The sequence below is a fragment of the Aeromicrobium sp. Root495 genome (genome assembly GCF_001426755.1).
Taxonomy (GTDB): Bacteria; Actinomycetota; Actinomycetes; order Propionibacteriales; family Nocardioidaceae; genus Aeromicrobium.
This window is the reverse complement of sequence record NZ_LMFJ01000001.1, coordinates 2,769,170-2,794,729: the sequence shown is the minus strand read 5'-3', so window position 1 is coordinate 2,794,729 and position 25,560 is coordinate 2,769,170. Positions and strand designations below refer to the sequence as shown.

Here is a 25,560-nt window from a genome sequence, read left to right as displayed (position 1 = left end):
CGGGCGACGCACCACAACCGCCCCGGTCACGTCGGCTCCTGGAACTTGGGGACGCGGAGACGCACCAGGGTTCCCTCGCCGGGGGCCGTCTCGACGACGATCCCGTGGTCGTTGCCGTAGACGGTGCGCAACCGCTCGTCGACGTTGGCCAGGCCCACCGACCCACTGGCGGACCGTCCCGCGAGCGCCGCGCGGACGTCGGCCGGCTCCGACCCGATCCCGTCGTCCTCGATCGTGATGACGCAGTCGACCCCGGACTCCAGCGCGATGAGCGTGACCGTCCCGACGCCCTCCTTGCCCTCCAGCCCGTGCCGCACGGCGTTCTCGACGAGTGGCTGGACCGAGAGGAACGGCAGACGCACGTTGAGCACCTCGGGCGCGATGCGCGTGACCACCCGGAGCCGGTCGCCGAAGCGCGCCTTCTCCAGGACGAGGTAGCGCTCGATGGACCGCAGCTCCTCGGCGAGCGTCGTGAACTCGCCGTGCTGGCGGAAGGAGTAGCGGGTGAAGTCGGCGAACTCGAGCAGGAGCTCGCGGGCGCGCTCGGGGTCGGTGCGCACGAACGACGCGATGGCCGCGAGTGAGTTGTAGACGAAGTGCGGAGAGATCTGGGCGCGCAGGGCCCGGAGCTCAGCCTCCATGAGCGCGGTGCGCGACGTGGCCAGCTCGGCGAGCTCCAGCTGTCCCGACATCCACCGGGCGACCTCGGTGGTGGCCCGCGCGAGGCCGGCGGACGGCTCGTCTGTGGCGGTCACGACGCACCCCACCACGAGGTCCTCGAGGGTGAGGGGAGCCGCGATGGCACCGCCGACGGACTGCGTCGTTCCCGAGGCGAGGACGTGCTCCACGAGATCGCCCACGGCGGGTTCTGGACCACTCCAGGCCAGGACACCGTGCAGGTCGACGACGCCGACGGTGGGTGTGCCGAGCAGCGCCCGGAGGTGCGGCAACGCCTCGGCCGCCGCCGTGGCGTCGAGCCCGCGACGCAGCGCGGGCGCCATCTGCGACGCGGTGTGCAGGGTGGCGTACGTGGCCCGGTCGGCGGGCGAGCCGAGCGAGCGGCGGCGGCTCAGGAGCCACCAGCGCGCGCCCAGGCTCGCTGCCACGAGCACGGCGAGCACCGCCAGGGCGACTGCCAGCTGGGTCATGTCAGCGTCCGTCCCCCCGGCGGAGCCGGCTCAGTCCTCGTCGGACGTGGCGTCCTTGAGACCGTCGGTGATGAGGTCCATGACCGAGCTGTCGGCGAGCGTGGTGGCGTCGCCGACCTCGCGGTTCTCGGCGACGTCGCGCAGGAGGCGCCGCATGATCTTGCCCGAGCGGGTCTTGGGCAGCTCGGGGACCACCATGATCTGGCGCGGCTTGGCGATGGGGCCGATCTCCTTGGCCACGTGGTTGCGCAGGTCGGCGCTGACGTCCTCGACGTCCTTGGCCGACTCGCGCAGGATCACGAAGGCCACGACGGCCTGGCCGGTGGTGTCGTCAGCCGCACCGACGACGGCCGCCTCGGCCACCGACGGGTGCGACACCAGGGCCGACTCGATCTCGGTGGTGGAGAGCCGGTGGCCGGAGACGTTCATGACGTCGTCGACCCGGCCGAGGAGCCAGATGGCTCCCGTGTCGTCCTTCTTGGCACCGTCGCCGGCGAAGTACATGCCTTCCCAGCGCGACCAGTAGGTCTCCTTGAAGCGCTCGTCGTCGCCCCAGATGGTGCGCAGCATGGAGGGCCAGGGCTCGGTGATGACGAGGTAGCCGCCCTCGCCGTTGCCCACCGGCTTGCCGGCGTCGTCGACGACCTCGGCACCGATGCCGGGGAAGGCCGTCATGGCCGAGCCGGGCTTGGCCGACGTGACGCCGGGCAGTGGGGTGATCATGTGCGCGCCGGTCTCGGTCTGCCACCACGTGTCGACGATGGGGGTCTGGCCGCCGCCGATGTTCTCGCGGTACCAGACGTAGGCCTCGGGGTTGATGGACTCACCCACGGAGCCGAGGACGCGCAGGCTGGACAGGTCGTGCTCGGCCGGGATCTGCTCGCCCCACTTCATGCACGTGCGGATCGCGGTGGGTGCGGTGTAGAAGAGCGTCACTCCGTACTCGGCGATGATCTCCCACCAGCGACCCTTGTGCGGGGTGTCGGGGGTTCCCTCGTAGAGCACCTGCGTGGCGCCCTCGGCCGTGGGGCCGTAGACGATGTAGGAGTGGCCGGTGACCCAGCCGACGTCGGCGGTGCACCAGTACACGTCCGTGTCGGGCTTGTGGTCGAACGTGGCCCAGAACGTGTAGGCGGCCTGGGTCAGGTAGCCCGCGCTCGTGTGCAGGATCCCCTTGGGCTTGCCCGTGGTGCCCGACGTGTACATGACGTAGAGCGGGTGCTCGGAGTCGAACATCTCCGGGGTGTGGTCGGTGGAGGACTCTCCCACGACCTCGTCCCACCAGACGTCGATGTCGCTGTTCCAGGCGACGTCCTCGCCCGTGCGCTTGACCACCAGCACGTTCTCGACGGGGCTCGCGTCGCCGAGCTTGGCGATGGCCTCGTCGACCGCCGGCTTCAGGGCCGACGGCTTGCCGCGGCGGTAGCCGCCGTCGGAGGTGATGATGAGCTTGGCCTCGCAGTCCTCCACGCGGGAGGCGAGGGCGTCGGAGGAGAAGCCGCCGAAGACCACGGTGTGGGGGGCGCCGACCCGGGCGCACGCGAGCATCGCGATGACGGCCTCGGGGATCATCGGCAGGTAGATGGCCACCCGGTCGCCGGTCTCGATGCCCAGCTCGGTGATGGCGTTGGCGGCCTGCGAGACCTCGTCCTTGAGCTGGCTGTACGTGATGGTGCGGGTGTCGCCCGGCTCGCCCACGAAGTGCAGCGCGACCTTGTCGCCCAGCCCGTTCTCGACGTGCCGGTCGACGCAGTTGTAGGCGACGTTGAGCTTGCCGCCCACGAACCACTTCGCGAAGGGCGGGTTGCTCCAGTCGAGGACCTCGGTGAAGGGTTCGCCCCACGCGAGGCGCTCGGCCGCCTTGCCCCAGAACGCCTGGCGGTCGGCGTCGGCCTCGGCGTAGATGTCGGCCTTCACGTTGGCCTGCGCGGCGAGGTCCGCCGGCGGCTCGAAGGTGCGCTCTTCACGGGCGAGGTTGCTGATGGCCTGGTCGCTCACGTCTTCTCCTTCAGAGAGATCTCTGGGTTCTCGTTCATTGTGTCCCAGCGCACACGCTGGAGCACTGCGGGTTGCGCCGGGGTTGCCCCGCCCCACCGCTGAGCGTGACCGTTCGGTTGGATCCAGGCGAGAAAACCAACCGAACGGTCACACTCAGCGGGGACGGGTCACTTTTCGGAGCCGGCTCCGGTGAGGGAGCGGACCTCGAGCTCGGGGAAGCGCTCCTCGCTCGTGCGCTCCTTCGACGTCACCGTGCCCAGCCAGCCCAGGAAGAAGCCGAGCGGGATGGAGACGATGCCCGGGTTCTCGAGCGGGAACCAGCTGATGTCGATGCTCGTGGGCAGCAGCGACAGGTTCTTGCCCGTCGGGTCGAGCCCCTTGCCCGAGACGATGGGCGAGAAGATGACGAGGCCCACCGACGAGATGAGCCCGCCGTAGATGCTCCAGACGGCGCCGCGGGTGTTGAAGCGCTTCCAGAACAGGTTGTAGAGCAGCGCCGGCAGGTTGGCCGACGCCGCCACGGCGAACGCGAGCGCCACGAGGAACGCGACGTTCAGGCTCTGGCCCGGGATGGCCAGCGCGATGGCCACGCCGCCGATGACGAAGGCGGCGATCCGTGCCACCTTCACCTCCTGGGCGCCCGTGACGTCGGCCTGCTTGTTCCACACGTTGGCGTAGAGGTCGTGCGCCACCGACGACGCCGACGTCAGCGTCAGGCCGGCCACCACGGCGAGGATCGTCGCGAACGCGACGGCCGAGATGAGGGCCAGCAGGACGGCGCCACCGGTCGTCCCGGGACCACCGCCCACGGCCTCGGCCAGGAGCGGTGAGGCCAGGTTGCCGCCGGACTCGACGATGCGGTCCTTGGCGTCACCCTTCACGAGCGCCGCGGCGCCGAAGCCGAGCACGAGCGTCAGCAGGTAGAAGGTGCCGATGATGCCGATGGCCCACAGGACCGACTGGCGCGCCTGGCGGGCCGTCGGGACCGTGTAGAACCGCACGAGGATGTGCGGCAGGCCGGCGGTGCCGAGCACGAGCGCGATGCCGAGCGACAGGAAGTCGATCTTGCTCGTGGTGGTGGCGCCGTACTTGAGGCCCGGCTCGAGGAACGCCGACCCCTTGCCACTGTTCTCCGCCGCGGTGCCCAGCAGGTCGGACACGTTGAAGCCGAACTTGGCCAGCACGAGGATCGAGATGAGCAGCGTGCCGAACATGAGCAGGACGGCCTTCACGATCTGCACCCAGGTCGTGCCCTTCATGCCGCCGAAGACGACGTAGAAGATCATCAGGATGCCGACCGCGACGATCGTCAGGTTCTTGGCCGTCTGGCTGTCGACGCCCAGCAGCAGCGACACGAGCGCGCCGGCGCCCACCATCTGGGCGAGCAGGTAGAAGATCGACACGACGATCGTCGACGTGGCTGCCGCCGTGCGGACCGGCTTCTGCCTCATCCGGTAGGCCAGCTGGTCGGCCATCGTGAAGCGGCCGGAGTTGCGCAGGAGCTCGGCCACGAGGAGCAGAGCCACGAGCCAGGCCACGAGGAAGCCGATGGAGTACAGGAAGCCGTCGTAGCCGGACAGTGCGATGGCGCCGGAGATGCCGAGGAACGACGCCGCCGACATGTAGTCGCCGCCGATCGCGAACCCGTTCTGGACGCCGCTGAAGGAGCGGCCACCGGCGTAGTAGTCGGCCGCCGTCTTGGTGTTGCGGCTCGCCCAGAAGGTGATGCCCACGGTGAGCAGCACCACGAGGACGAAGAGCGTGGCCGTGAGGGCCTGGTGGTCGTTGGTGTCGGAGGCGGCGGACAGCACGTCGCCGCTCGTGAGGAGCGCGCTCATCGGTTGATCTCCTTCTCGAACTCCTCGTTCAGGGCGTCAGCGATGGGGTCCATCGCGCGGGCCGAGTACTTGGCGTAGACCCAGGCGATGGCGAAGGTCGTGATGAACTGCAGGAGCCCGAAGACCAGGGCGACGTTGATGTTGCCCACGACCTTGGTGCCCATGAAGCCGGGCGCCCAGTTGGAGCACACGACGTACAGCAGGTACCAGAGCATGAACCCGACCGTCGTGGGGACGACGAACCGGAGGTAGCCGCTCTGGAGCCTGGCGAACTCGGGCGAGGCATGGATGCGTTGGTAGGCCGCGTGGGCCTCGGGCGTCACCTTCTCGGTCACGTGACTCACCTCTTCGATGCGGGGACGGGCACAGGGATGTGCCTCGCCCCGACGCTAGGGAGCGAGGCCCGCTGTGTGCCAGGTCACGGTGTGGACGGGTCGACGAGGGCCGCTCGTGGGACGGTCCAACGGGAGTGCGCCGCGACGAACGGTCGGGTTCCGGCGATGAGCGGCGGGGCTCGTGACGCGCGTGGTACCGTCCGGCGTGGTCGAGTGGTCGCCGGACGCCGAGGGCGGATTCGACCCCGGTCTCTTCGCAGAGCTGGCTGCCCTGGAGCAGCAGAACTTCTGGTTCGTCGCTCGGAACCGCCTCATCCGCTGGGCCCTGCGACGCGAGGTCGCCGCACCCCGGCGCATCCTCGAGATCGGCTGCGGCACCGGGTTCGTGCTGGCCGGGCTGGCCGAGGAGTACCCCCGGGCGCACCTGATCGGCACCGAGCTGTTCGAGGAGGCGCTGCCATTCGTCCGTGAGCGGCTCCCGGGCGCCGAGCTGCGGACGATGGACGCCCGGCACATCGACGTCGGCGAACAGGTCGACGTGGTGGGGGCGTTCGACGTCATCGAGCACGTCGTCGAGGACGATGTCGTGCTGGACCAGGTGTTCGCGGCCCTGCGGCCCGGCGGGACCCTGGCCGTCACCGTCCCGCAGCACCGATGGCTGTGGAGCTCCGCCGACGTCCACGCGCACCACGTGCGTCGCTACACCGCGCGCGAGCTGCGCGACCGTGTTCGCGCGGCCGGCCTCGAGGTGCGGTACGAGACGTCGTTCGTCACCCTGCTCCTCCCGCTGATGGTGGCCTCGCGGCTCGCTCGCCGCTCCGCCGACCACGACGCCGCGGCGGAGCTGGCTCTGCCCCGCGTGGTCAATGCCGTGTGTGCGACGGTCATGACGGTGGAGCTCGCCCTGTTGCGGTGGGGGCTCAGGTTCCCGATGGGCGGCTCGCGGCTGATGGTGGCGCGCCGGCCCGAGGAGGCGTGATGGACGGTCTGATCCCGTTCAACCGACCTCACGTGCCGGCGGCCGCCCAGGCGCTCGTGGCCGAGTGCCTCGCCTCCGGCCACCACTCGGGCGACGGACCGTTCACGCGTGCCGCGACGCAGAAGCTGCGTGGACACGTCGGTGGGGGAGGAGTCCTCCTCACGACGTCGTGCACCCACGCTCTGGAGATGGCGGCGCTGCTGCTCGACGTCGGACCGGGCGACGAGGTCATCATGCCGTCGTTCGCCTTCGTCTCGGCCGCCAACGCCTTCGTGCTGCGGGGTGCCACCGTGGTGTTCGTCGACTGTCGACCCGACACCTTCAACCTCGACGAGCGACTGCTCGAGGACGCCATCACGCCGCGGACCAAGGCTGTGGTGCTCATCCACTACGGCGGCGTCGCCTGCGCGATGGACGTGATCGGAGACATCGCCGCCCGCCACGGGATCGCGATCGTCGAGGACAACGCGCACGGCCTCGGGGCCACGTCGGACGGTCGACCGCTCGGCTCCTTCGGTGCCCTGGCGACCCAGAGCTTCCACGAGACCAAGAACGTGCAGTGCGGCGAGGGTGGCGCCCTCGTGGTCAACGATCCGGCGCTCCTCGAACGGGCAGAGATCCTGCGCGAGAAGGGCACCAACCGCACGCAGTTCGCCCGGGGGGAGGTGGACAAGTACCGCTGGCTCGACGTCGGGTCCAGCTACCTTCCCGGCGACCTCCTCGCGGCCCTGCTGTGCGCCCAGCTCGACGCGTTCGACGACATCCAGGCCAGGCGCGGCGCCATCTGGAGCACCTACGACACGGAGCTGTCCGCTTGGCGGAGGGACCACGGCGTCCCGGCGCAGCACGTGCCGGCCGACGTCGCCCACCCGTCGCACCTCTACTCCTTGCTCCTGCCGGACCGCGCCGACCGCGACCGCTTCATCCGCCACATGGCCGACGCCGGCATCACGTCGCCCTTCCACTACGTGCCTCTGCACGACGCGCCGGGTGCGCGAGGGCGCAGCCGGGTCGCGCCGAGCGGCTGCGCGGTGACGAACGACGTCAGCGCGCGTCTGGCACGATTGCCCCTGTTCCCCGACCTCGGCGCGACAGGCGTCGAACGCGTGCTCGAGGCGGTCGTCGGATTCGTTCCCAGGAGACCGCATGACTGAGCAGCCGACGCCCCGACCTTGGTTGGCGATCACCACTGCGGCCACCGGGGTGCTGCCGCTCCTCTTCTGCCTCTGGACCACGACCCGCGGGTTGGACCTGTCCGACGAGTCCTACCTCCTGAACTGGTTGGACCACCCCGGCTCCTACCCGACGTCGGTCTCGGAGTTCGGCTTCGTCTACCAGCCGCTCATGGTGCTCGTCGGCGGGAACCTGATCGCCGCCCGTGTGGTCAACGTGCTCCTGACCTGGGTGCTCGTGGTCGTCGCGGCGCGACTGGTCCTGCGACAGGCCGACGTGACGTCGTCGCCCTGGCTGCACGCCGTGGCGATCGGTGGACTGGCGCCACTCAGCTTCCACCTCGGGATCACGACACCGGGCTACAACTCCCTGGCGTTCGAGGCCGGGGCCCTCTTCGTCATCGCGCTCGCGCTGATGGGTGGGGAGACCCCGCGCCGTGTGTGGACCGGTGCCGTCCTGGCCGGGTTGTCGGGCTGGCTGCTGCTGCTGGCCAAGCCGACGACTGCTGTGGTCGCAGCGGTGCTGGGGCTCGTCCTGCTGGCGGTGACCCGCCGCCTGTGGCGGCTGACCACGGCGGCCGTCGTGGGCAGCGGAGTCTTCTTCGTGCTGCTCGGCGCCGTGCTCATCGACGGCTGGCCGGGCGACTTCGTGCGACGGATCCGAGGCGGTGCCGACGACCTGAGCATCCTCGGCAGCCACACCGACCTGCTCCGCTGGGACTACCTGTTCGTCGCCGACGTGCAGCGACTGGCCTTCGGGCTGGTGGTGGTCGGCATCGCGCTCGCGATCGCCGCCTCCTTCGACGACGGCCGACTCGGCCAGGTCGCCGAGGTCGTCGGGGCGCTGGCCTGCGTCGGTGCCGTCGTGATCTTCGTGCGGCGACCCCTGCTGCTCGAGCTGGCCCAGCCGGGGAAGTCGATCCTGCTGCTGGGGCTGGCCGTGGGCACGGTGCTCGGCGTGCTGGCCCTGCACGTGAAGCTGCGTCGTGGACTCGACCGGACGGTCCTGGCGTGGGCCATCGTGCTTCTCTCGCTGCCCTTCGCGACGGCCGTCGGCTCCAACAACAACTACTGGCTGCAGATGACGCCGTTCGCCGTCTGGTGGGTCCTCGGGGCGCTCGTGCTGCTGCGTGGTGCGGGTCGACCGTTCCTCTCCCTCGTCACGACCGTGCTACTCGTCGGTCAGACTGCGACCGTGCTGCTGCTGGTGTCTCAGGCCGATCTGCCGTATCGCCAGGTCTCGTCGCTGTGGGACATGGACCAGTGGACCCGGGTCGGCTCGCACGGCTCTGTCCAGCTCGACGACGAGATGTCCAGCATCCTCGACCGGGTCACGCGGGAGGCGCGAGCGGACGGGTTCGAGGACGACACCCCGGTCATCGACCTCACCGGAGCCTCGCCGGGAGTCATCACCGTGCTGGGTGGCAAGGCCGTCGGGTCTCCCTGGTTGCTCGGCGGATATCCCGGCAGCCAGGACCTGGCACTCAAGGGCCTGCGTTCTGCGTCGTGTGCCGAGCTGGCCCGGGCCTGGGTGCTGACCGAGCCGCAGGGCGGGCGCGCCATCTCGGGGAAGGTCCTCGGCGAGCTCGGCCTGGACGAGCAGGCCTACCGCGACGTCGTCACATGGGCGCCGCCGCAGCTGCGCCCACCGACCCTGCCCCGCGGCGAGGTCACCCTGGCCGTACCGACCGACCCTGAGGCCGCGCGGATCTCCTGCACGGCCGACCGGCAGGGTTCGTGAGCTGGGCGGCGCTCCACCGCGGCGACCACGTCCAGGTCGCCGACTCGCCGGTGGAGTCGGCACGCTTCGGGGTGTCCATCGCGCGGGTCCTGGTCCCCGAGGAGGCCGAGGCGGACGCTGCCTTCGCCACCGTCCGCGAGACGCTCTCCGAGCACTCGGCCGACGTCATCGTCCTGCGCTACCCGGCCCGCCACGTCCGGTGGTTCGCCGACCTCCTGTCCACCGGCCGCGAGCTCATCCACGCCGACACCCTGGACTTCTGGGACCGTGCCCTCGACGAGGTGCGCGATCCCGACTACGCGCCGTACGTGCTCGACGAGAGCCCCTCGCCGGAGGACGTCGGTGCCATCTCGGCCCCGATGTTCGACGAGTATCCCAATCACTACGCGGCCAACCCGCGGCTCGACGTCTCGAGGCTCGGCGCGGGGTTCGCCGAGTGGGCCACGACCCTCGCCGGTGCCGGGCCCACAGGGGTCCTGCGCGCCGAGGACGGCGACCCGGCGGGCTACTACACCGTGGCCCTGCACGGTGAGGTCGCCGAGTGGGTGCTCGGCGGCGTGACCGCGGGGCACCGGGGCCGCGGGGTCTACCCCAGGCTCATGGTCGGTGCCGAGCGTGCCGCGGCGCAGGCCGGCGCCTCGCGTCTCATCGTCTCGACCCAGGTGCAGAACCTGCCGGTCCGACGCTTCTACGCCCGTCTGGGCATGACGCCGTTGTCAGCCTTCCTGACCGTTCACGCCGTGCGGTCGGACCGGTCGGACCGGTCAGCCACGAGGTAGCTCGGGCGCCCGATCGAGTGCCCGTGGACCCGTCCGAGGTACTCGCCGAGCAGGCCGAGCGAGACCAGCTGGGCAGCGGAGAACATCGCCACCATCGAGGCGATCATGGTGAATCCGGGGACCCCGACGTCGCCCGCGAGGAAGCTGACCAGCACGTAGCCCATGAGCCCGAGCCCGACCAGGCCGAGCGCGAGCCCCAGGTACGTGGCGGCCCGCAGCGGGGCGGTGGAGTACCCGAGCACCATCGTGAGCGCATGCGCCATGAGCATCCGCAACGAGTAGTTGGAGCGACCGTGCGCGCGTTGGTCCATCGGCACCTCGACCTCGGTCACGCGAGCCGTGGTCCACGAGAGCAGGACGTCGAGCGAGGTGGCGGGTCCGGACACGTCGGCGAACCCTGCACGCAGCCGTGCACGGAACGCGCGGAAGGCGCTGAAGCTCTGCGCGTGCGGCACGCCCAGGGTGCGCCCCAGCAGCGACTTGAGCGCCCGCGACGTCATGTTGCGGAACGGGCCGTGCTCCTCGGCGAGAGACACGCCGTACACGAGGTCGACGGCAGGCCCCAGTGCGTCGAGCAGGGTGGGGACGGCCTCGGGCCGGTGCTGCAGGTCGTCGTCCATCGTGACCACGACGTCGTGACGAGCCTCGCGCACGCCGGCGAGCAGCGCCTGGTGCTGGCCGTAGTTGCGCGACAGGCGTAGCGCCACGACGAAGGCGTGGTCGTCGGCAAGCTTGCTGGCCACCGACCAGGTGTCGTCGGGGCTGCCGTCGACGACCAGGACGATCTCGAACCGGTCGGCGCAGTCGTGCAGGACGGGCTCGAGACGGGCGACGAGCTGTGGCAGCGATGCGGCGGACCGGTAGCAGGGCACGACGATCGAGACGGAAGGTCGTCGTCCGGGGTCGGCCATGCGCCAGAGCCTACGCGGCTCCGACCGCGTCGGGAGGGGCTCCGAGCCCTCTAGGCTGCCCGGATGAGGATCGACGTCGTGGGGGCCGGGCTCGCCGGCCTGACGTTCGCCCTCGCGGCCGAGCGGCACGGCCTCGAGGTGGAGCTGCGCGACGAGCGGCCCGCCCTGGGCGGAGGGGCCGCCCTCACCCTGTGGCCGCGTGCGCTGGACCGGCTCGAGGGCCTGGGGCTCGCGGCGGTGCTTGACGAGCTCGGAGAGCCGGCGCCGACCGCGTCGGTCCGCCGTCCTGACGGACGCGTGGTGCAGAACCCGCGACCTGCTGCGGTGGAGCGCGCCCTCTCCGGCGTGCCCCGGGTCTTCGACCGGGGAGACCTGCAGCTCGCCCTGGCCGAACGGGTCCGAGGGCCGATCCGTCTGGATCAGGCACTCCTCCCCGACGCCGACCTGCCGGGCGCCGTCGTGGTGGGGGCCGACGGGTGGCGCTCCGTGGTGGCGCGCCGTCTCGACCACCGGCTCGTGGAGCGGCCCACCGGTCACGTCGCGTACCGCGGTGTGGTGCACGGTGTCGTCGACCCGCGGGAGCACGGCATCGTCTGGGGCCCCGGCATGGAAGCCGGCATCGCGCCCATGCGCGGAGGCCGGACCTACTGGTTCGCCACGCTTCTCGAGTCGGGGGCCTCGGTGGAGCGTCTGCTCGAGACCGTCGACGGCTGGGCCACGCCGCTCGCGTCGATGATCCGCGAGACCCCGCCGGAGCAGCTGTCGTGCGTCCCGGTCGTGCACCGCTCGATCCCGCGGCGCTGGCACGACGACCGGCAGGTCGTCATCGGCGACGCCGCCCACGCGATGCTCCCGTCCCTGGGCCAGGGCGGGGGACACGCCATCGTCGACGCGGTGGTGCTGGCGGGCCTCCTCGCGGGCGAGGCCGATCCGCAGCGGGCGTTCGTGGGCTTCGAGGCCGGCCGTCGCCGCGAGGTCGAGGCCGCCACGCGACGCTCCGCCCGGGCGTGGGACGTGTCGCACGGGCGTGGCCTCGTCGGCCGGGCGGGTCAGGTGGCGGCCGGGCTGGCGCCCCCGTTCGTGGCCACGCGGGCCCTCAGGGCCTTTGCGGGCTGATCGGCAGCCCGTGCGCTGCAGGGCCCAGGGCCTAGGCTGCGGACCATGACCAGTGCCGTCGTCGTCGGATCAGGCCCCAACGGTCTCGCCGCGGCCATCGTCCTCGCCCGCGCAGGGCTCGACGTCACGGTCCTGGAGGCCGAGGACACGATCGGCGGGGGCATGCGCTCGGCCGAGGTGACCGTCCCGGGACTCGTGCACGACCTGTGCTCGGCCGCCCATCCCACCGGGGCGGCCTCCCCGTTCTTCGAGTCGCTCGACCTCGAGCAGCACGGCCTCACGTGGCTCCGCCCCGAGGTCGAGGCAGTGCACCTGCTCGACGGCGGACGCGGAGGGGTGATGCACGGCGACGTGGAGACCACCGCGCTCGGTCTCGGCCGCGACGCAGACCGCTGGCGCAAGCTCTTCGAGCCGCTCGTGGAGAAGCGTGAGCGCATCGTGCCGGAGATCTTCGGACCCGTGCTCCACGTGCCCAAGCACCCCCTCGACTTCGCCGCCTTCGGTGCTCGCGGGGCCTTCTCGCTGAACGGTCTGGTCCGCGGGTGGGAGACCGACGAGGCCCGAGGTCTGCTGGCCGCGTTCGCGGCCCACGTCATGGCTCCCATGAGCCAGCCCAGCACGGCCGGCATCGCCATGATGTTCGGCATGCTGGGCCAGTCGGTGGGCTGGCCCGTGGCCAAGGGCGGCTCCCAGGCCGTCGCCGACGCTCTCGTCTCGGTGCTCGAGGGGCTCGGCGGCCGCGTGGAGACCGGTCACCGCGTCACGGCGATGCCCGACGCCGACGTCGTGATGCTCGACGTCACCCCGCACCAGGCCCTCGCGCTCGCCGGCGACCGGCTCCCCTGGCACGTGCGCCGATCCTTCGGGCGCTGGAAGCGCGGACCCGCCAGCTTCAAGATCGACCTGGCGGTCGAGGGGGGCATCCCGTGGACCAACGAGGCCGCTCGCCGGGCCGGCACGCTGCACCTCGGCGGCACGGTGGCCGAGGTCGACGGTGCGGAGCGGGCCGTGGTGGCCGGTCGCATGCCTGAGCGTCCGTTCGTCCTCGTGTGCCAGCAGTACCTCGCCGATCCAGGCCGCTCGGTGGGCGACGTCCACCCTGTGTGGGCCTACGCCCACGTGCCCCACGCCTACCCCCACGACGCCACGGAGGCGGTGTACCGACAGCTCGAGCGGTTCGCCCCGGGCTTCCGTGATCGCGTGGTCGCGGCCTCCGTGCTGACCCCGGCCGACCTCGAGCAGCACAACGCCAACTACCTCGGCGGGGACATCACCGGAGGCGCCAACACCTTCGGGCAGACCGTCTTCAGGCCGCGTCTCGCCATGGATCCGTACAAGCTCACCGATCGCTGGTGGATGTGCTCGTCGGCCACCCCGCCGGGTGGCGGCGTCCACGGCATGGCCGGCTTCAACGCGGCCACGCGGGCTGTCCGTCACCTGTGAGGTGGCCATGGCCCTCCGCACCATGGAACCAAGCGGCCTCGTCCGACCGTTGACTGGTTGAACTGGCAACGAGGCACGAGAGATGCCACCAGCCACCCACCCGAACCAGGAGTTGAGACCGGTGACCCTGCCCCGTCACAAGAAGATGATCCTCGCCAGCACGGCGCTGTCGGCGCTGCTGCTGACCGCCGCGTGCGGCAGCGGAGACGACACCGCGTCGTCGAGCACCAGCACCTCGGCGCCCGCCGCAGACGACACCGAGACGTCGAGCAACGACTCCGGCTCGAGCTCCTCCTACAAGGCCGGCGACTACGAGGCCGAGGGCTCGTACCAGAACCCCGGAGGCCAGTCCTCCGTGAAGGTCTCGCTGACGCTCGAGACCGACGGCACCATCTCGTCGGTCGACGTGAGCCCCGAGGCCAGCGGCACGTCGCGGCAGTACCAGGAGAAGTTCGTCGGCGGCATCGCCGACGAGGTCGTGGGCAAGAGCATCGACGAGCTCAACGTCGGCAAGGTCGCCGGCTCCTCGCTCACGAGCGGCGGGTTCAACGCTGCCGTCGAGACCATCAAGGACGAGGCCCAGGCCTGACCTCATGGCTGACTGGCGGTTCGAGGCGATCGGCACGGCCTGGCAGGTCGACTCCGACGTCGAGCTTCCCGACGCGGTGCGACGGGACGTGCTCGAGCGCATCGAGGGGTTCGACCGCACGTGGTCGCGCTTCCGCCCCGACTCCGTCGTCACCGCCCTGGCGGCCACGCCGGGCGCGGTCGAGCTTCCTGCCGAGGCGGGTCCCCTGCTCGACCTCTACCGTCGGCTCGACCACCTGACCTCCGGTGCCGTCACACCGCTGATGGGGCGGGCCCTGGCCGACCTCGGCTACGACGCCACCTACTCGCTGAGGCCGTCCGGGCGGGCGGCCGTCGTGCCCGGCTGGTCGGTGCTCACGTGGGAGCCGCCCGTGCTCACGACGCACGAGCCCGTGCTCCTCGACGTGGGGGCGGCCGGCAAGGGGCTCCTGGCCGACCTCGTCGCCGACGTCCTGAGGTCGTCGGGCGTCGAGACGTTCTCCGTCGACGCGAGCGGTGACCTCGTGCACCGAGGCCGCGATCCGCTGCGCGTCGCGCTGGAGCACCCGCTCGACCCCACGGTCGCCGTGGGCGTGGCCGAGCTGGCTCCCGGCACGGCGCTGTGTGCGTCGGCCGTGAACCGTCGCGCCTGGGGCGAGGGACTGCACCACGTCCTCGACGGCCGCACGGGCCGTCCGACGCACGACGTCCTGGCCACCTGGGTGGTGGCCGACACCTGCCTGCTCGCCGACGGTGCCGCCACGGCGGCCTTCTTCGTCCCGCCGCCCCGACTCGAGGCCGAGCTCGGCGTCGCGTCGGCGCGGCTCCTGTCCACGGGCCGACTCGAGTGGTCGGCCACCTTCCCCGGGGAGATGTTCGTATGAGAACCGCACTGACTGCCTGGCGCGACGTGCTGGACCGCACGCTCGGCCGCGTCACGATGTACCGCCTCGTCACGATCGTGCTGGTCGCCCTCGTGGCGGTCTACGCACTCTTCACCGCGACAGGAGTGATCGAGGGACTGTCGACGGGCAAGAACCTGATCGCCCTGCTGGTCCTGCTCGTGGCGTCGGTCGTGAGCAACCGACTGCTGGGTCTCGCGTGGCGGCTGCGGCCCCACACCGAGAGCGCCGTCATCACCGCCCTCCTGCTGTTCTTCCTGTTCGTGCCGGTCACCGAGGGGACCGAGAACCTGGCCTGGCTCGCCGCTGCGGCCGTGCTGGCCAACGCGTCCAAGTACGTGCTCGCCTGGCGCGGTCGGCACGTGCTCAACCCCGCCGCGGCCGGTGCCGTGCTCGTCGTGCTGCTGCAAGACCTCGTGGGTCGCGAGTCGTCGATCTTCCCCATCTGGCAGACCGCCGCCATGAAGGAGCTGGTCTGGTTCGTCCTGGTCGCCTCCGCGATCGTCCTGTGGCGGACGGGTCGGATCGGTGTGGGCCTCGCCTTTCTCGTCCCCGCCTACGTGCTGCTGGTCGTCGGTCTCGTCGAGGGGTCCGACGCGCCGATCGGCGATGCCTGGCAGACCGTCCTCTACTCGTTCCCGCTCGTCTTCATGGCCGGCTTCATGGTCACCGAGCCACTCACCCTGCCGCCGCGCCGCTGGCAGCAGCTGACGGTCGCGGTCGTGACGGGAGTGCTGTCCGCGGTGCCGGTGCTCGTGTCGATCCCGGGCTGGACCGCGCCCACGCTCGGACCGCTGTCGCTCACGCCCGAGGTCGTCATCGTGCTCGGCAACCTCGTGGCGTTCGCCCTCGCCCGACGGACCGGGGTCTCCCTCGTCTACCGCGGCAAGCGGCAGCTCGGCGGCGACGTGTGGGAGCTGGCCTTCGTCCCCTCGCGGCCCGTGCGCTTCCTGCCCGGCCAGTACCTCGAGCTGCACCTGCCGCACACGAAGGCCGACACCCGTGGTGTCCGGCGGGTGTTCAGCATCAGCTCGGCCCCCGGGGCCGAGGAGCTCACCGTGGCGATCCGCGTCCCCGAGAAGTCGTCGTCGTTCAAGCGCGCGCTCCTGGAGCTGCCCCCCGGCACGAGGCTGCAGGCCACAGGGGTGCGCGGTGACTTCGTGCTGCCCTCGTCGCGGCCGGCGCTCCTCGTGGCCGGCGGCATCGGTGTGACGCCCTTCCTGAGCCAGGTGCGCGACGGGGACGCGTCGGCCCGCTCGGTGCTGGTCTACGGGGTCCCCGACGCCGACGTCGTGCCGTACGGCGAGGAGCTCGTGGCGAGCGGCGTGCCGGTCGTGCTGGTCTCGCCCACCGCTCCCCGGACCCTGCCCGAAGGATGGACCCACGTGGCGTCGCCGTTCATCAGCGGGGACGTGCTCGACGAGGCCGTCCCCGACGCGTCGAGCCGTCAGGCCTTCGTGTCGGGCCCGCCCGTCATGGTGAACGCCGTCCGCGGCGAGCTCGCCCGCCGCTGCCGTCGCGTCCACACGGACTACTTCTCCGGCTACTGACCCCTCCCGGGTTTACCACGGGGTCTGGGCAAGTGCCGACGCCCCACGGGCTACCGGCCGTGGGGCGTCGGTGTTTGCCGTGGTGCGTCAGGTTTGCCCAGACCCCGTGGTAAACCGGAGGAAGTTGAGTGGAATAGACTCAACTTTGGTGAGGTTGGAACAGGAGACGGAATCCCTCACCAGGAGGACACGCATGGACCTTTCCAAGCTCACGACGCGCAGCCAGCAGGCCCTGGCCGCCGCGCTCTCGCAGGCTGCGGCCGCCGGCAACCCGGCCGTCGAGCCTGCGCACCTGCTCGCCGCCCTGCTCGGCCAGGACGGCGGCACCGGGACGCCGCTGCTGCGGGCCGCCGGATCGGACCCCGACCGGGTCCAGGCCGACCTCACGTCCGTGCTCGACGCCCTGCCCTCCGCGGCCGGCTCGAGCGTCCAGAACCCCACGCTGTCGCGCTCCTCGCACGAGGTGCTGCAGCGCGCCACCGACCTCGCCGCCCAGCTCGGCGACGACTTCGTCTCCACCGAGCACGTCGTGGTCGGGATCGCCACCGTCGAGTCACCCGTCCGTGACCTCCTGGCCCGGAACGGCGCCACGCCCGACACGCTCCAGGCCGCCTTCGAGGCCGTCCGCGGCGGAGCGCGCGTCACGAGCCAGGACGCCGAGGACAGCTACCAGTCGCTCGAGAAGTACGGCGTCGACCTCACGGCCGTCGCGCGCGAGGGCAAGCTCGACCCCGTCATCGGCCGCGACGCCGAGATCCGCCGCGTCGTGCAGGTGCTGAGCCGTCGCACGAAGAACAACCCCGTACTCATCGGCGAGCCGGGTGTCGGCAAGACCGCCGTCGTGGAGGGCCTGGCCCAGCGCATCGTCGCGGGCGACGTCCCCGACAGCCTCAAGGGCCGGCGCCTCATCAGCCTCGACCTCGGCGCCATGGTCGCGGGCGCCAAGTACCGCGGCGAGTTCGAGGAGCGGCTCAAGGCCGTGCTGGCCGAGATCAAGGAGTCCGACGGCCAGGTCATCACCTTCATCGACGAGCTCCACACCGTCGTGGGCGCGGGAGCCGGCGGCGACTCCGCGATGGACGCGGGCAACATGCTGAAGCCGATGCTCGCCCGCGGCGAGCTGCGCATGATCGGCGCCACGACGCTCGACGAGTACCGCGAGCGCATCGAGAAGGACCCCGCCCTCGAGCGACGCTTCCAGCAGGTGCTGGTGGGTGAGCCCACCGTCGAGGACACCATCGCGATCCTGCGTGGCATCAAGGAGAAGTACGAGGCCCACCACAAGGTGGAGATCGCCGACGCCGCGCTCGTGGCTGCTGCCACCCTCTCCGACCGCTACATCCCCGGGCGCCAGCTGCCCGACAAGGCCATCGACCTCGTCGACGAGGCCAGCAGCCGCCTGCGCATGGAGATCGACTCCAGCCCCGTCGAGATCGACGAGCTCCGTCGCGGCGTCGACCGCCTCCGCATGGAGGAGCTCCACCTGCAGAACGAGACCGACGACGCCAGCGTCGACCGGCTGGAGAAGCTGCGCGGCGAGCTCGCCGACAAGGAGGAGACGCTCCGCGCCCTCGAGCAGCGCTGGGAGGCCGAGAAGGCAAGCCTCAACGCCGTGGGCGAGATCAAGGAACGCATCGACGAGGTGCGCATGGCCGCCGAGCGCGCCCAGCGCGAGGGCGACCTCGAGACCGCGGCCCGCCTGACCTACGGCGAGCTGCCCGGGATCGAGCAGCAGCTCCTCGAGGCCCAGGCTGCCGAGGCGGCCGCGTCGCAGTCCGAGCGGATGGTGCACGAGGAGGTCGCGGCCGACGACATCGCCGAGGTGGTGGCCGCCTGGACCGGCATCCCCACGGGCCGGCTGCTCGAGGGCGAGACCGGCAAGCTCCTGCGCATGGAGGAGGAGCTGGGTCGCCGCCTCATCGGCCAGAAGGAGGCCGTCACGGCGGTCTCCGACGCCGTCCGACGCAGCCGCGCGGGTCTCTCCGACCCGGACCGCCCCACGGGATCGTTCCTCTTCCTCGGACCCACGGGCGTGGGCAAGACCGAGCTCGCCAAGACGCTCGCGGAGTTCCTGTTCGACGACGAGCGCGCCATCATCCGGATCGACATGTCCGAGTACGCCGAGAAGCACAGCGTCTCGCGGCTCGTCGGCGCACCTCCCGGCTACGTCGGGTACGACGAGGGCGGCCAGCTCACGGAGGCCGTGCGTCGGCGCCCGTACTCGGTGGTCCTGCTCGACGAGGTGGAGAAGGCGCACCCCGAGGTCTTCGACATCCTGCTGCAGGTGCTCGACGACGGTCGGCTCACCGACGGGCAGGGGCGCACGGTCGACTTCCGCAACGTGATCCTGATCCTCACGTCCAACCTGGGATCGACGTTCCTGGCCGACCCGAGCCTGGAGCAGCAGGCCAAGAAGGACGCCGTGCTCGAGGTCGTCAAGGCGTCGTTCAAGCCCGAGTTCCTGAACCGGCTCGACGAGATCGTCACGTTCGACCCCCTGGGCACGGAGGAGCTGACGCACATCGTCGACCTCCAGCTGGCGTCGCTGCAGAAGCGACTCGACGCCCGGAGGATCAGGCTCGAGGTCACCGACGCCGCCAAGGAGTGGCTCGCCCTCACCGGCTGGGACCCTGCCTACGGCGCCCGTCCGCTGCGCCGGCTCGTCCAGCAGGCCATCGGCGACCGGCTCGCCAAGGCGCTCCTGGGCGGGGAGGTGCGCGACGGCGACACCGTCCGCGTCGATCGCGAGGAAGGCCTCGACGGCCTGACCGTCCAGCCCGCCTGACGAACGCCCGAGGGCCTCCACCGCACCGGTGGGGGCCCTCGGTGCTCCCCGTAGTCTGGGCGGCATGCCTCCGACCCTGCAGCGCCCACCCGCGCTGACGATCGCCTGCGTCTTCGTCGGGGTCGCGAGCGGCCTCCTGCTCTTCAGCATCGTCTCGGTCCTGGGGTCGTGGAACTCGCTCGACACCCAGGAGTCGCTCCGCAGGTCCATGGACGAGGCCGTCCTCAAGGACCTCGGGGTCACGATCGAGACGGCTGTGCGCTGGGCGCGGTGGGTCCTCATCGGGGTCGTGCCACTGACGGTGGCCGGCATGGTCTTCGCGGTCTTCGCAGTGCGCGGCGACCGGCCGTCCCGCTGGTTCCTCACCGCCCTCTGCGTGCTCGGTGCGCTCGTCGCGACCTTCGGCGGCCTGGTGGGCCTGCTGCCGGCCGCGATGCTCTTCCTGTGCGCCTTCACGTTCTGGTCGCCGGACTCGCGCCGCTGGTTCGACGCCGTGAACGGTCGTCCTGTCGCGCCGGCGGCCCGGCGGGCGACGAAGCCCGGCGTCCACCCCTCCTCCTCCGACGACGCTCCCCGGCTCGAGGTCCCCACCTACGACGCCACGACGCAGACCTATGCCACGCGGGAGGCGCCGGCCCCGCGCACGCCGCCCGTCGACCCCGGCCGTCCTGTCGACTCCGGGCGGCCCCGTCCGCGGGCGCTCGAGATCGCTGCCTGGACCACGATCGGGTTCTCTGCGCTCGTCGTGATCGGCTCGGCCATGGGCCTGCTCGTGTCGACCCTCGGGGCCGACGTCTACCGCGACGCATCCCAGGACTCGGCCATGGTGCGCGACCTGCTGCGCGACAGCGACGTGAGCATCGACACCCTCCTGCAGTACACGCGGTGGGGGACCGCCGTCGCTCTCGTGGCCTCGCTGCTCGGCCTCGCGGCGGGCGTGACCGCTCTCTCCGGACGCCGCTCCGCCCTGAACTTCCTGCGGATCATGGCCGGAGTCACGATCGTCCTCTCCGCGCTGTCCTTCCCGGTGGGCCTCCCCACCGGCGTCGCCGCCATCGTGGTGCTGGTCCAGAGCCTCAAGCCCGAGCTCCGGACCCCGCCCGAGTTGTCCTGACAAAGTCCGGCCCGACCTGCGAGGCGCGGCAGGACGCGAGTACGCTGGAGGCATGGCAGACACCGCCTCCAACCCAGCTTCCGACGCAGCCTCCGACACCCCTGTGGGCAATGCCTCCGGCCTGGACACCAGCCCGAGCAGCGACGCCGCACCCGGCTCCGCCCACACCCGCTCCAACCGCCCGCACGTCGTGGTGGTGGGTGGAGGGTTCGGCGGACTCGCGGCCGTGCGCAAGCTCCGTCGCGCCGACGTCGACATCACCCTCATCGACCGGCACACCTACAACACGTTCCAGCCGCTGCTGTACCAGGTCGCCACGGCGAGCCTGAACCCCGGCGACATCACCTGGTTCCTGCGCGCCGTGCGGGCCAACCAGAAGAACGTGCGCTTCCTCAAGGGCATCGTCACGGCCATCGACCACAGCCAGAAGCGGCTCTCGCTGCACGGCGACGTGTCGATCAGCTACGACTACCTGATCCTCGCCAACGGCGTCACCACCAACTTCTTCGGCACCAAGGGTGCCGAGGAGTTCGCCACCCCGCTGTACAAGCGGTCCGAGGCCCTCAAGGTCCGCGACAAGCTCTTCGAGAGCCTCGAGGAGTTCGCCATCAACGGCCAGGACGAGGACCTTCGTCTCGTCGTGGTCGGCGGCGGCGCCACGGGCGTGGAGACCGCGGGCGCGTTCGCGGAGTTCCGCAACAACGACATGCCCACGACGTACCCCGAGCTCGACCGCAACCGCATCCACGTCACGCTGCTCGAGATGGCTCCGGCCGTGCTCGGTCCCTTCCACGAGAAGCTGCGCGAGTACGCCAAGAAGTCGCTCCTCAAGCGCGACGTCGACCTCCGGCTCAACACGGCCGTGAAGGAGGTCCGCGCCGACGGTGTCCTCATCGAGAAGGACGGCCAGGAGGAGTTCCTGAGCGCAGGCATCGTCGTGTGGGCCACCGGCGTGACGGCGCACCCCACGGTCCTCGACTGGGACGTCCCGCAGGGTCGCGGCGGCCGCATCGAGGTCGACGAGCACCAGCAGGTCAACGGGATCCCCGGGACGTTCGCCATCGGCGACATCTCCATCGGCCCCAACCCGCTCCCGCAGCTGGCCCAGCCGGCCATCCAGGGTGGCAAGCACGTCGCCAAGGTGATCAAGGCCGAGCTCAAGGGCAAGAGCAAGCCCAAGCCCTTCAAGTACTCCGACAAGGGCACGATGGCCACGATCGGCAAGTCGTCGGCGGTCGCCGAGATCACGCACCTCCCGCGCCTCACGGGCTTCCCCGCCTGGATCATCTGGGTGGGGCTGCACATCGCCACGCTGCTGGGCAACCGCAACCGGCTCGCCACGCTCATCAACCTGTCGAGCAAGTACCTCTTCAGCGGCAGCCACAACGCCATCGTCGGCGAGACGCCGTACGTCGTGGCCAAGCACGAGCTCCACATCACGGCTCGCGAGAAGCGCACGGCCGAGCGCCGGATCCTCGAGCGCAAGGAAGCGTCCAAGAGCTGACGGCCCCACCGGGTACTCGATGAAACCTGGATCAGTCGTGAGCGACACCTGGCGGTAACGGGACGGCCCTAGCGTCGTCCTGCATGACCCTCAAGGAACCCGCGCCGTCCACGACCGCCGCCGGTGCTGCCGCGCCGGACGAGTACCTCGAGAAGAGGCAGCTCAAGAAGGGCAGCGCCGGCTGGCTGCTGCTCGCCGGGCTCGGTGTTAGCTACGTGGTCTCCGGCGACTACTCGGGCTGGAACTTCGGGCTCGCCGAGGGCGGTTTCGGCGGGCTGCTGATCGCGTCGGTGCTCGTGGCCAGCATGTACCTGGCGCTCGTGCTGGGCATGGCCGAGCTGTCGTCGGCGCTGCCGGCCGCCGGCGGCGGGTACACGTTCGCCCGGCGCGCGCTCGGGCCGTGGGGAGGGTTCGCCACCGGCACGGCCATCCTCATCGAGTACGCCATCGCCCCGGCCGCGATCGCGACCTTCATCGGCGCCTACGTCGAGTCCCTGGGGATCTTCGGGATCACGGACGGCTGGTGGGTCTACCTGGCCGTGTACGTGCTGTTCATCGGCGTCCACCTCGCGGGGGTGGGCGAGGCGTTGAAGGTCATGTTCGTCATCACCTCGGTGGCCCTCCTCGGCCTCGTGGTCTTCGCGGTCGCCGCCCTCGCCGACTTCGACGTCTCCAACCTCACCGACATCGCCGCGACCGATGCGGCCGGGTCGTCGGAGTTCCTCCCGTTCGGCTACCTCGGGATCTGGTCGGCCCTTCCGTTCGCCATCTGGTTCTTCCTGGCGATCGAGGGAGTGCCGCTCGCGGCGGAGGAGACCGCCGACCCCGAGAAGAACGTGCCCCGCGGCATCATCGCGGCGATGGGCGTCCTGCTCGTCACCTGCGCCCTCTCGCTCGTCCTGGCCACGGGGGCCGGCGGTGCCGAGATGATCTCCGGCTCCGGCAACCCCCTCGTCGAGGCGCTCAGCAACGACGCCGCGGCCAAGGTGGTCAACTACATCGGCCTGGCCGGCCTGGTGGCCAGCTTCTTCTCGATCATCTACGCCTACTCGCGCCAGCTGTTCGCCCTGTCGCGGGCGGGCTACCTGCCGACGTCGCTCTCCGTCACGAACGGCCGCAAGGCGCCGACCCTCGCGCTCGTGGTCCCGGGCCTCATCGGGTTCGTCCTCACGTTCACCGGCGAGGGTGCGCTCCTGCTCAACATGGCGGTCTTCGGTGCGGCCCTCAGCTACGTGCTCATCATGGTGAGCCACATCGTGCTGAGGGTGAGGCAGCCCGACATGCCCCGTCCGTACCGGACGCCGGGCGGTGTGGCCACGACGGGCTTCGCCCTCGTGGTGGCGGTGCTCTCGGTGATCGCGACGTTCATCGTCGACAGCACGGCAGCCCTCTGGTGCCTCGCCGTCTTCGCAGCCTTCATGGCGTACTTCGGGCTCTACAGCCGACACCACCTCGTGGCGTCCTCGCCCGACGAGGAGTTCGCCGCCCTGGCCCAGGCCGAGCGGGACCTGGAGTGATCCGACGGCAGAGCCTGGCCGGCACCACCTACACCTTCGACGGGCTCGTCGAGGTGATGGCCAAGGCGACGCCGGTGCGCTCGGGAGACCAGCTGGCCGGGTGTGCGGCGTCCTCGGACGCTGAGCGCGTGGCGGCGGCGTCGGTCCTGGCCGACCTCCCGCTCACGACCTTCCTCGAGGAGCTGGTGGTCCCCTACGAGAGCGACGAGGTCACGCGCCTCATCATCGACTCGCACGACGCCGCGGCCTTCTCGACCGTCTCGCACCTCACGGTGGGCGGGTTCCGCGACTGGCTCCTGGAGACGGCGGCCGGACCCGGCGCCGCGACCGTGCTGGCTGCCGTGTCCCCCGGTCTCACCCCCGAGATGGTCGCTGCGGTCTCGAAGATCATGCGGAGCTCGGACCTGATCGCCGTCGCCGCGGCCGTGCGGGTGACCACGGCCTTCCGCACGACGATCGGGCTGCCGGGGCGTCTCGGCACCCGTCTGCAGCCGAACCACCCCACCGACGACCCGGCCGGCATCGCAGCGGCGACCCTGGACGGCCTGCTCATGGGCAGCGGCGACGCCGTCATCGGCATCAACCCGGCCACGGACTCGCCCCAGGCGACGGCGCGGCTGCTGCACCTGCTCGACGACGTGCGTCAACGCTTCGACATCCCCATGCAGTCGTGCGTGCTGTCGCACGTGACCACGACCGTCAACCTCATCGAGCAGGGCGTCCCGGTCGACCTCGTGTTCCAGTCGATCGCCGGGACCGAGGGGGCGAACGCCGGCTTCGGGGTCACCGTGCCGATGCTCCTGGAGGCCAACGAGGCCGGGCGCTCGCTGGGGCGCGGGACGGTGGGCGACAACGTCATGTACCTCGAGACGGGTCAGGGCTCGGCCCTCTCGGCCGGTGCCCACCTGGGCACCGGCGGGAAGCCGGTCGACCAGCAGACGCTGGAGACCCGTTCCTACGGCCTGGCCCGGGCGCTGGACCCGCTGCTCATCAACACCGTCGTGGGCTTCATCGGTCCGGAGTACCTCTACGACGGGAAGCAGATCATCCGCGCGGGCCTCGAGGACCACTTCTGCGGGAAGCTGCTCGGCCTGCCCATGGGCGTCGACGTCTGCTACACGAACCACGCCGAGGCCGACACCGACGACATGGACACCCTCCTGACGCTGCTCGGGGTCGCCGGGGCGGCCTTCGTCATCGCGGTCCCCGGTGCCGACGACATCATGCTCGGCTACCAGAGCCTCTCGTTCCACGACGCGCTCTACGTGCGCCAGGTGCTGGACCTCCGCCCGGCGCCGGAGTTCGAGGCATGGCTCACGCGCATGGGCATGGCCGATGCCGACGGCCGGGTGCTCCCGCTGGACCTCGCCGGATCGCCGTTGCTCGCGCTGGCGGGTCCCCTGGGGAAGGGCGCATGAACGAGGACGTGCCGGTCGACGACCCCTGGGCCGTGCTCCGCGCGAGCACGCAGGCGCGGATCGGACTGGGACGGGCGGGAAGCTCGCTGCCCACCCGCCGGGTCCTGGAGTTCGCGGCAGCGCACGCCGCGGCCCGCGACGCGGTGCACGAGCCGCTCGACGTCGAGTCGTTCGGCGCTGCGGTGGCCGAGGTGGGGATCGGCACCCCGGTGCACGTGCGGAGCCGTGCGGAGTCACGCGCGGAGTACCTGCGCCGCCCGGACCTCGGCCGGGAGCCGGCGGACCTGGCCGGCCTGGCGCCGGACGGCTCGGACGTGGCGGTCGTGCTGGCGGACGGACTGTCGCCGCGGGCCCTGGCGGAGCACGGCGCCGGCATGCTCCGAGCCCTCGTCGACGCGCTCGGCGAGCAGTACCGGATCGCCCCGCCGGTGATCGCCACCCAGGCCAGGGTGGCCCTGGGCGACGCCGTGGGTGAGGCGCTCGGCGTCACGACGCTCGTGGTGGTGATCGGGGAGCGGCCAGGGCTGTCGGTGGCCGACAGCCTGGGCATCTACCTCACCCATGCGCCCCGCCCAGGACGCAGCGACGCCGACCGCAACTGCATCTCCAACATCCATCCGCCGGGCGGGCAGTCCTACGCCAACGCCGCCCGCATCACCGCAGCCCTGGTCGCCGGGTCGCGTGAGCTGGGGGTCTCCGGGGTGCGGCTCAAGGACACCGCGGGTCCCGAGCTCTTGGCCTGA

20 protein-coding genes are annotated in these 25,560 nt (G+C 71.1%); 15 read left to right on the top strand and 5 right to left on the bottom strand.

The features are described from left to right. Nucleotides 1-26: 26 nt before the first annotated feature. From ASD11_RS13880 to ASD11_RS13865, 4 genes are all read right to left on the bottom strand, one after another. The gene (locus ASD11_RS13880) at nt 27-1,148 is read right to left on the bottom strand and encodes a sensor histidine kinase (protein WP_056288088.1); all 1,122 of its coding nucleotides are present in this window, start codon (nt 1,146-1,148) and stop codon (nt 27-29) included. A 30-nt stretch (nt 1,149-1,178) separates the two neighbouring features. Continuing rightward, complete coding sequence (acs, locus tag ASD11_RS13875; protein WP_056288085.1) at nt 1,179-3,146, bottom strand: acetate--CoA ligase; 1,968 nt, start codon at nt 3,144-3,146, stop codon at nt 1,179-1,181. A gap of 167 nt (nt 3,147-3,313) precedes the next feature. Beyond that, the gene (locus ASD11_RS13870) at nt 3,314-4,984 is read right to left on the bottom strand and encodes a solute symporter family protein (protein ID WP_056288083.1); all 1,671 of its coding nucleotides are present in this window, start codon (nt 4,982-4,984) and stop codon (nt 3,314-3,316) included. Then, nucleotides 4,981-5,319, bottom strand: coding sequence for a DUF485 domain-containing protein (locus ASD11_RS13865; RefSeq protein ID WP_056288080.1), 339 nt, complete (start codon nt 5,317-5,319; stop codon nt 4,981-4,983). Before ASD11_RS13865 ends, ASD11_RS13870 begins: the two co-directional genes overlap by 4 nt. Nucleotides 5,320-5,500: 181 nt before the next feature. Between ASD11_RS13865 and ASD11_RS13860 the strand changes: the two genes are divergently transcribed. Genes ASD11_RS13860 through ASD11_RS13845 form a run of 4 tightly spaced genes read left to right on the top strand, consistent with a single transcriptional unit; the run spans nt 5,501 to nt 9,990 of the window. Beyond that, nucleotides 5,501-6,298: a class I SAM-dependent methyltransferase gene (locus tag ASD11_RS13860; protein ID WP_200940132.1), complete on the top strand. Its 798-nt coding sequence runs from the start codon at nt 5,501-5,503 to the stop codon at nt 6,296-6,298. After that, nucleotides 6,298-7,452, top strand: a complete 1,155-nt coding sequence (gene rffA / locus ASD11_RS13855; RefSeq protein WP_056288077.1) for a dTDP-4-amino-4,6-dideoxygalactose transaminase — start codon at nt 6,298-6,300, stop codon at nt 7,450-7,452. The genes ASD11_RS13860 and rffA overlap by 1 nt, the downstream gene beginning before the upstream one ends. Beyond that, complete coding sequence (locus tag ASD11_RS13850; RefSeq protein ID WP_156464726.1) at nt 7,445-9,211, top strand: hypothetical protein; 1,767 nt, start codon at nt 7,445-7,447, stop codon at nt 9,209-9,211. Before rffA ends, ASD11_RS13850 begins: the two co-directional genes overlap by 8 nt. Next, nucleotides 9,208-9,990, top strand: a complete 783-nt coding sequence (locus ASD11_RS13845; protein WP_056288071.1) for a GNAT family N-acetyltransferase — start codon at nt 9,208-9,210, stop codon at nt 9,988-9,990. The genes ASD11_RS13850 and ASD11_RS13845 overlap by 4 nt, the downstream gene beginning before the upstream one ends. On the opposite strand, the gene ASD11_RS13840 is transcribed toward ASD11_RS13845, so the two are convergent. Further along, nucleotides 9,945-10,901 (bottom strand): glycosyltransferase family 2 protein, encoded by a 957-nt coding sequence (locus tag ASD11_RS13840; protein WP_056288068.1) that lies wholly within the window; start codon nt 10,899-10,901, stop codon nt 9,945-9,947. The genes ASD11_RS13845 and ASD11_RS13840 overlap by 46 nt on opposite strands. Nucleotides 10,902-10,964: 63 nt before the next feature. Between ASD11_RS13840 and ASD11_RS18820 the strand changes: the two genes are divergently transcribed. The 11 genes from ASD11_RS18820 to eutC all read left to right on the top strand — a co-directional run bounded on the left by ASD11_RS18820 (nt 10,965) and on the right by eutC (nt 25,560). Beyond that, a complete protein-coding gene (locus ASD11_RS18820; protein ID WP_056288065.1) occupies nt 10,965-12,017 on the top strand; it encodes an FAD-dependent monooxygenase in 1,053 nt (350 codons plus the stop codon). 45 nt (nt 12,018-12,062) lie between these two features. Beyond that, a complete protein-coding gene (locus tag ASD11_RS13830; protein ID WP_056288062.1) occupies nt 12,063-13,460 on the top strand; it encodes a phytoene desaturase family protein in 1,398 nt (465 codons plus the stop codon). 121 nt (nt 13,461-13,581) lie between these two features. Next, nucleotides 13,582-14,049 (top strand): FMN-binding protein, encoded by a 468-nt coding sequence (locus ASD11_RS13825; RefSeq protein ID WP_200940131.1) that lies wholly within the window; start codon nt 13,582-13,584, stop codon nt 14,047-14,049. A 4-nt stretch (nt 14,050-14,053) separates the two neighbouring features. Next, the gene (locus ASD11_RS13820; RefSeq protein ID WP_056288061.1) at nt 14,054-14,911 is read left to right on the top strand and encodes an FAD:protein FMN transferase; all 858 of its coding nucleotides are present in this window, start codon (nt 14,054-14,056) and stop codon (nt 14,909-14,911) included. Continuing rightward, on the top strand, nt 14,908-16,479 hold the full coding sequence (locus tag ASD11_RS13815; protein ID WP_156464725.1) for an FAD-dependent oxidoreductase: 1,572 nt from the start codon (nt 14,908-14,910) through the stop codon (nt 16,477-16,479). Before ASD11_RS13820 ends, ASD11_RS13815 begins: the two co-directional genes overlap by 4 nt. Before the next feature lie 193 nt (nt 16,480-16,672). Beyond that, nucleotides 16,673-19,264 (top strand): ATP-dependent chaperone ClpB, encoded by a 2,592-nt coding sequence (gene clpB, locus ASD11_RS13810; protein ID WP_056288054.1) that lies wholly within the window; start codon nt 16,673-16,675, stop codon nt 19,262-19,264. Between the two features lie 64 nt (nt 19,265-19,328). Further along, nucleotides 19,329-20,378, top strand: a complete 1,050-nt coding sequence (locus ASD11_RS13805) for a hypothetical protein (RefSeq protein ID WP_056288052.1) — start codon at nt 19,329-19,331, stop codon at nt 20,376-20,378. A gap of 52 nt (nt 20,379-20,430) precedes the next feature. Continuing rightward, nucleotides 20,431-21,882 carry an NAD(P)/FAD-dependent oxidoreductase gene (locus tag ASD11_RS13800; RefSeq protein ID WP_082554366.1) on the top strand — a complete coding sequence of 484 codons (1,452 nt, stop codon included), beginning with the start codon at nt 20,431-20,433 and terminating at the stop codon, nt 21,880-21,882. 83 nt (nt 21,883-21,965) lie between these two features. Then, nucleotides 21,966-23,399, top strand: coding sequence for an ethanolamine permease (gene eat, locus ASD11_RS13795; protein WP_056288049.1), 1,434 nt, complete (start codon nt 21,966-21,968; stop codon nt 23,397-23,399). Next, nucleotides 23,396-24,817, top strand: coding sequence for an ethanolamine ammonia-lyase subunit EutB (locus ASD11_RS13790; RefSeq protein ID WP_082554365.1), 1,422 nt, complete (start codon nt 23,396-23,398; stop codon nt 24,815-24,817). The genes eat and ASD11_RS13790 overlap by 4 nt, the downstream gene beginning before the upstream one ends. Next, nucleotides 24,814-25,560: an ethanolamine ammonia-lyase subunit EutC gene (eutC, locus tag ASD11_RS13785; protein ID WP_056288048.1), complete on the top strand. Its 747-nt coding sequence runs from the start codon at nt 24,814-24,816 to the stop codon at nt 25,558-25,560. The genes ASD11_RS13790 and eutC overlap by 4 nt, the downstream gene beginning before the upstream one ends.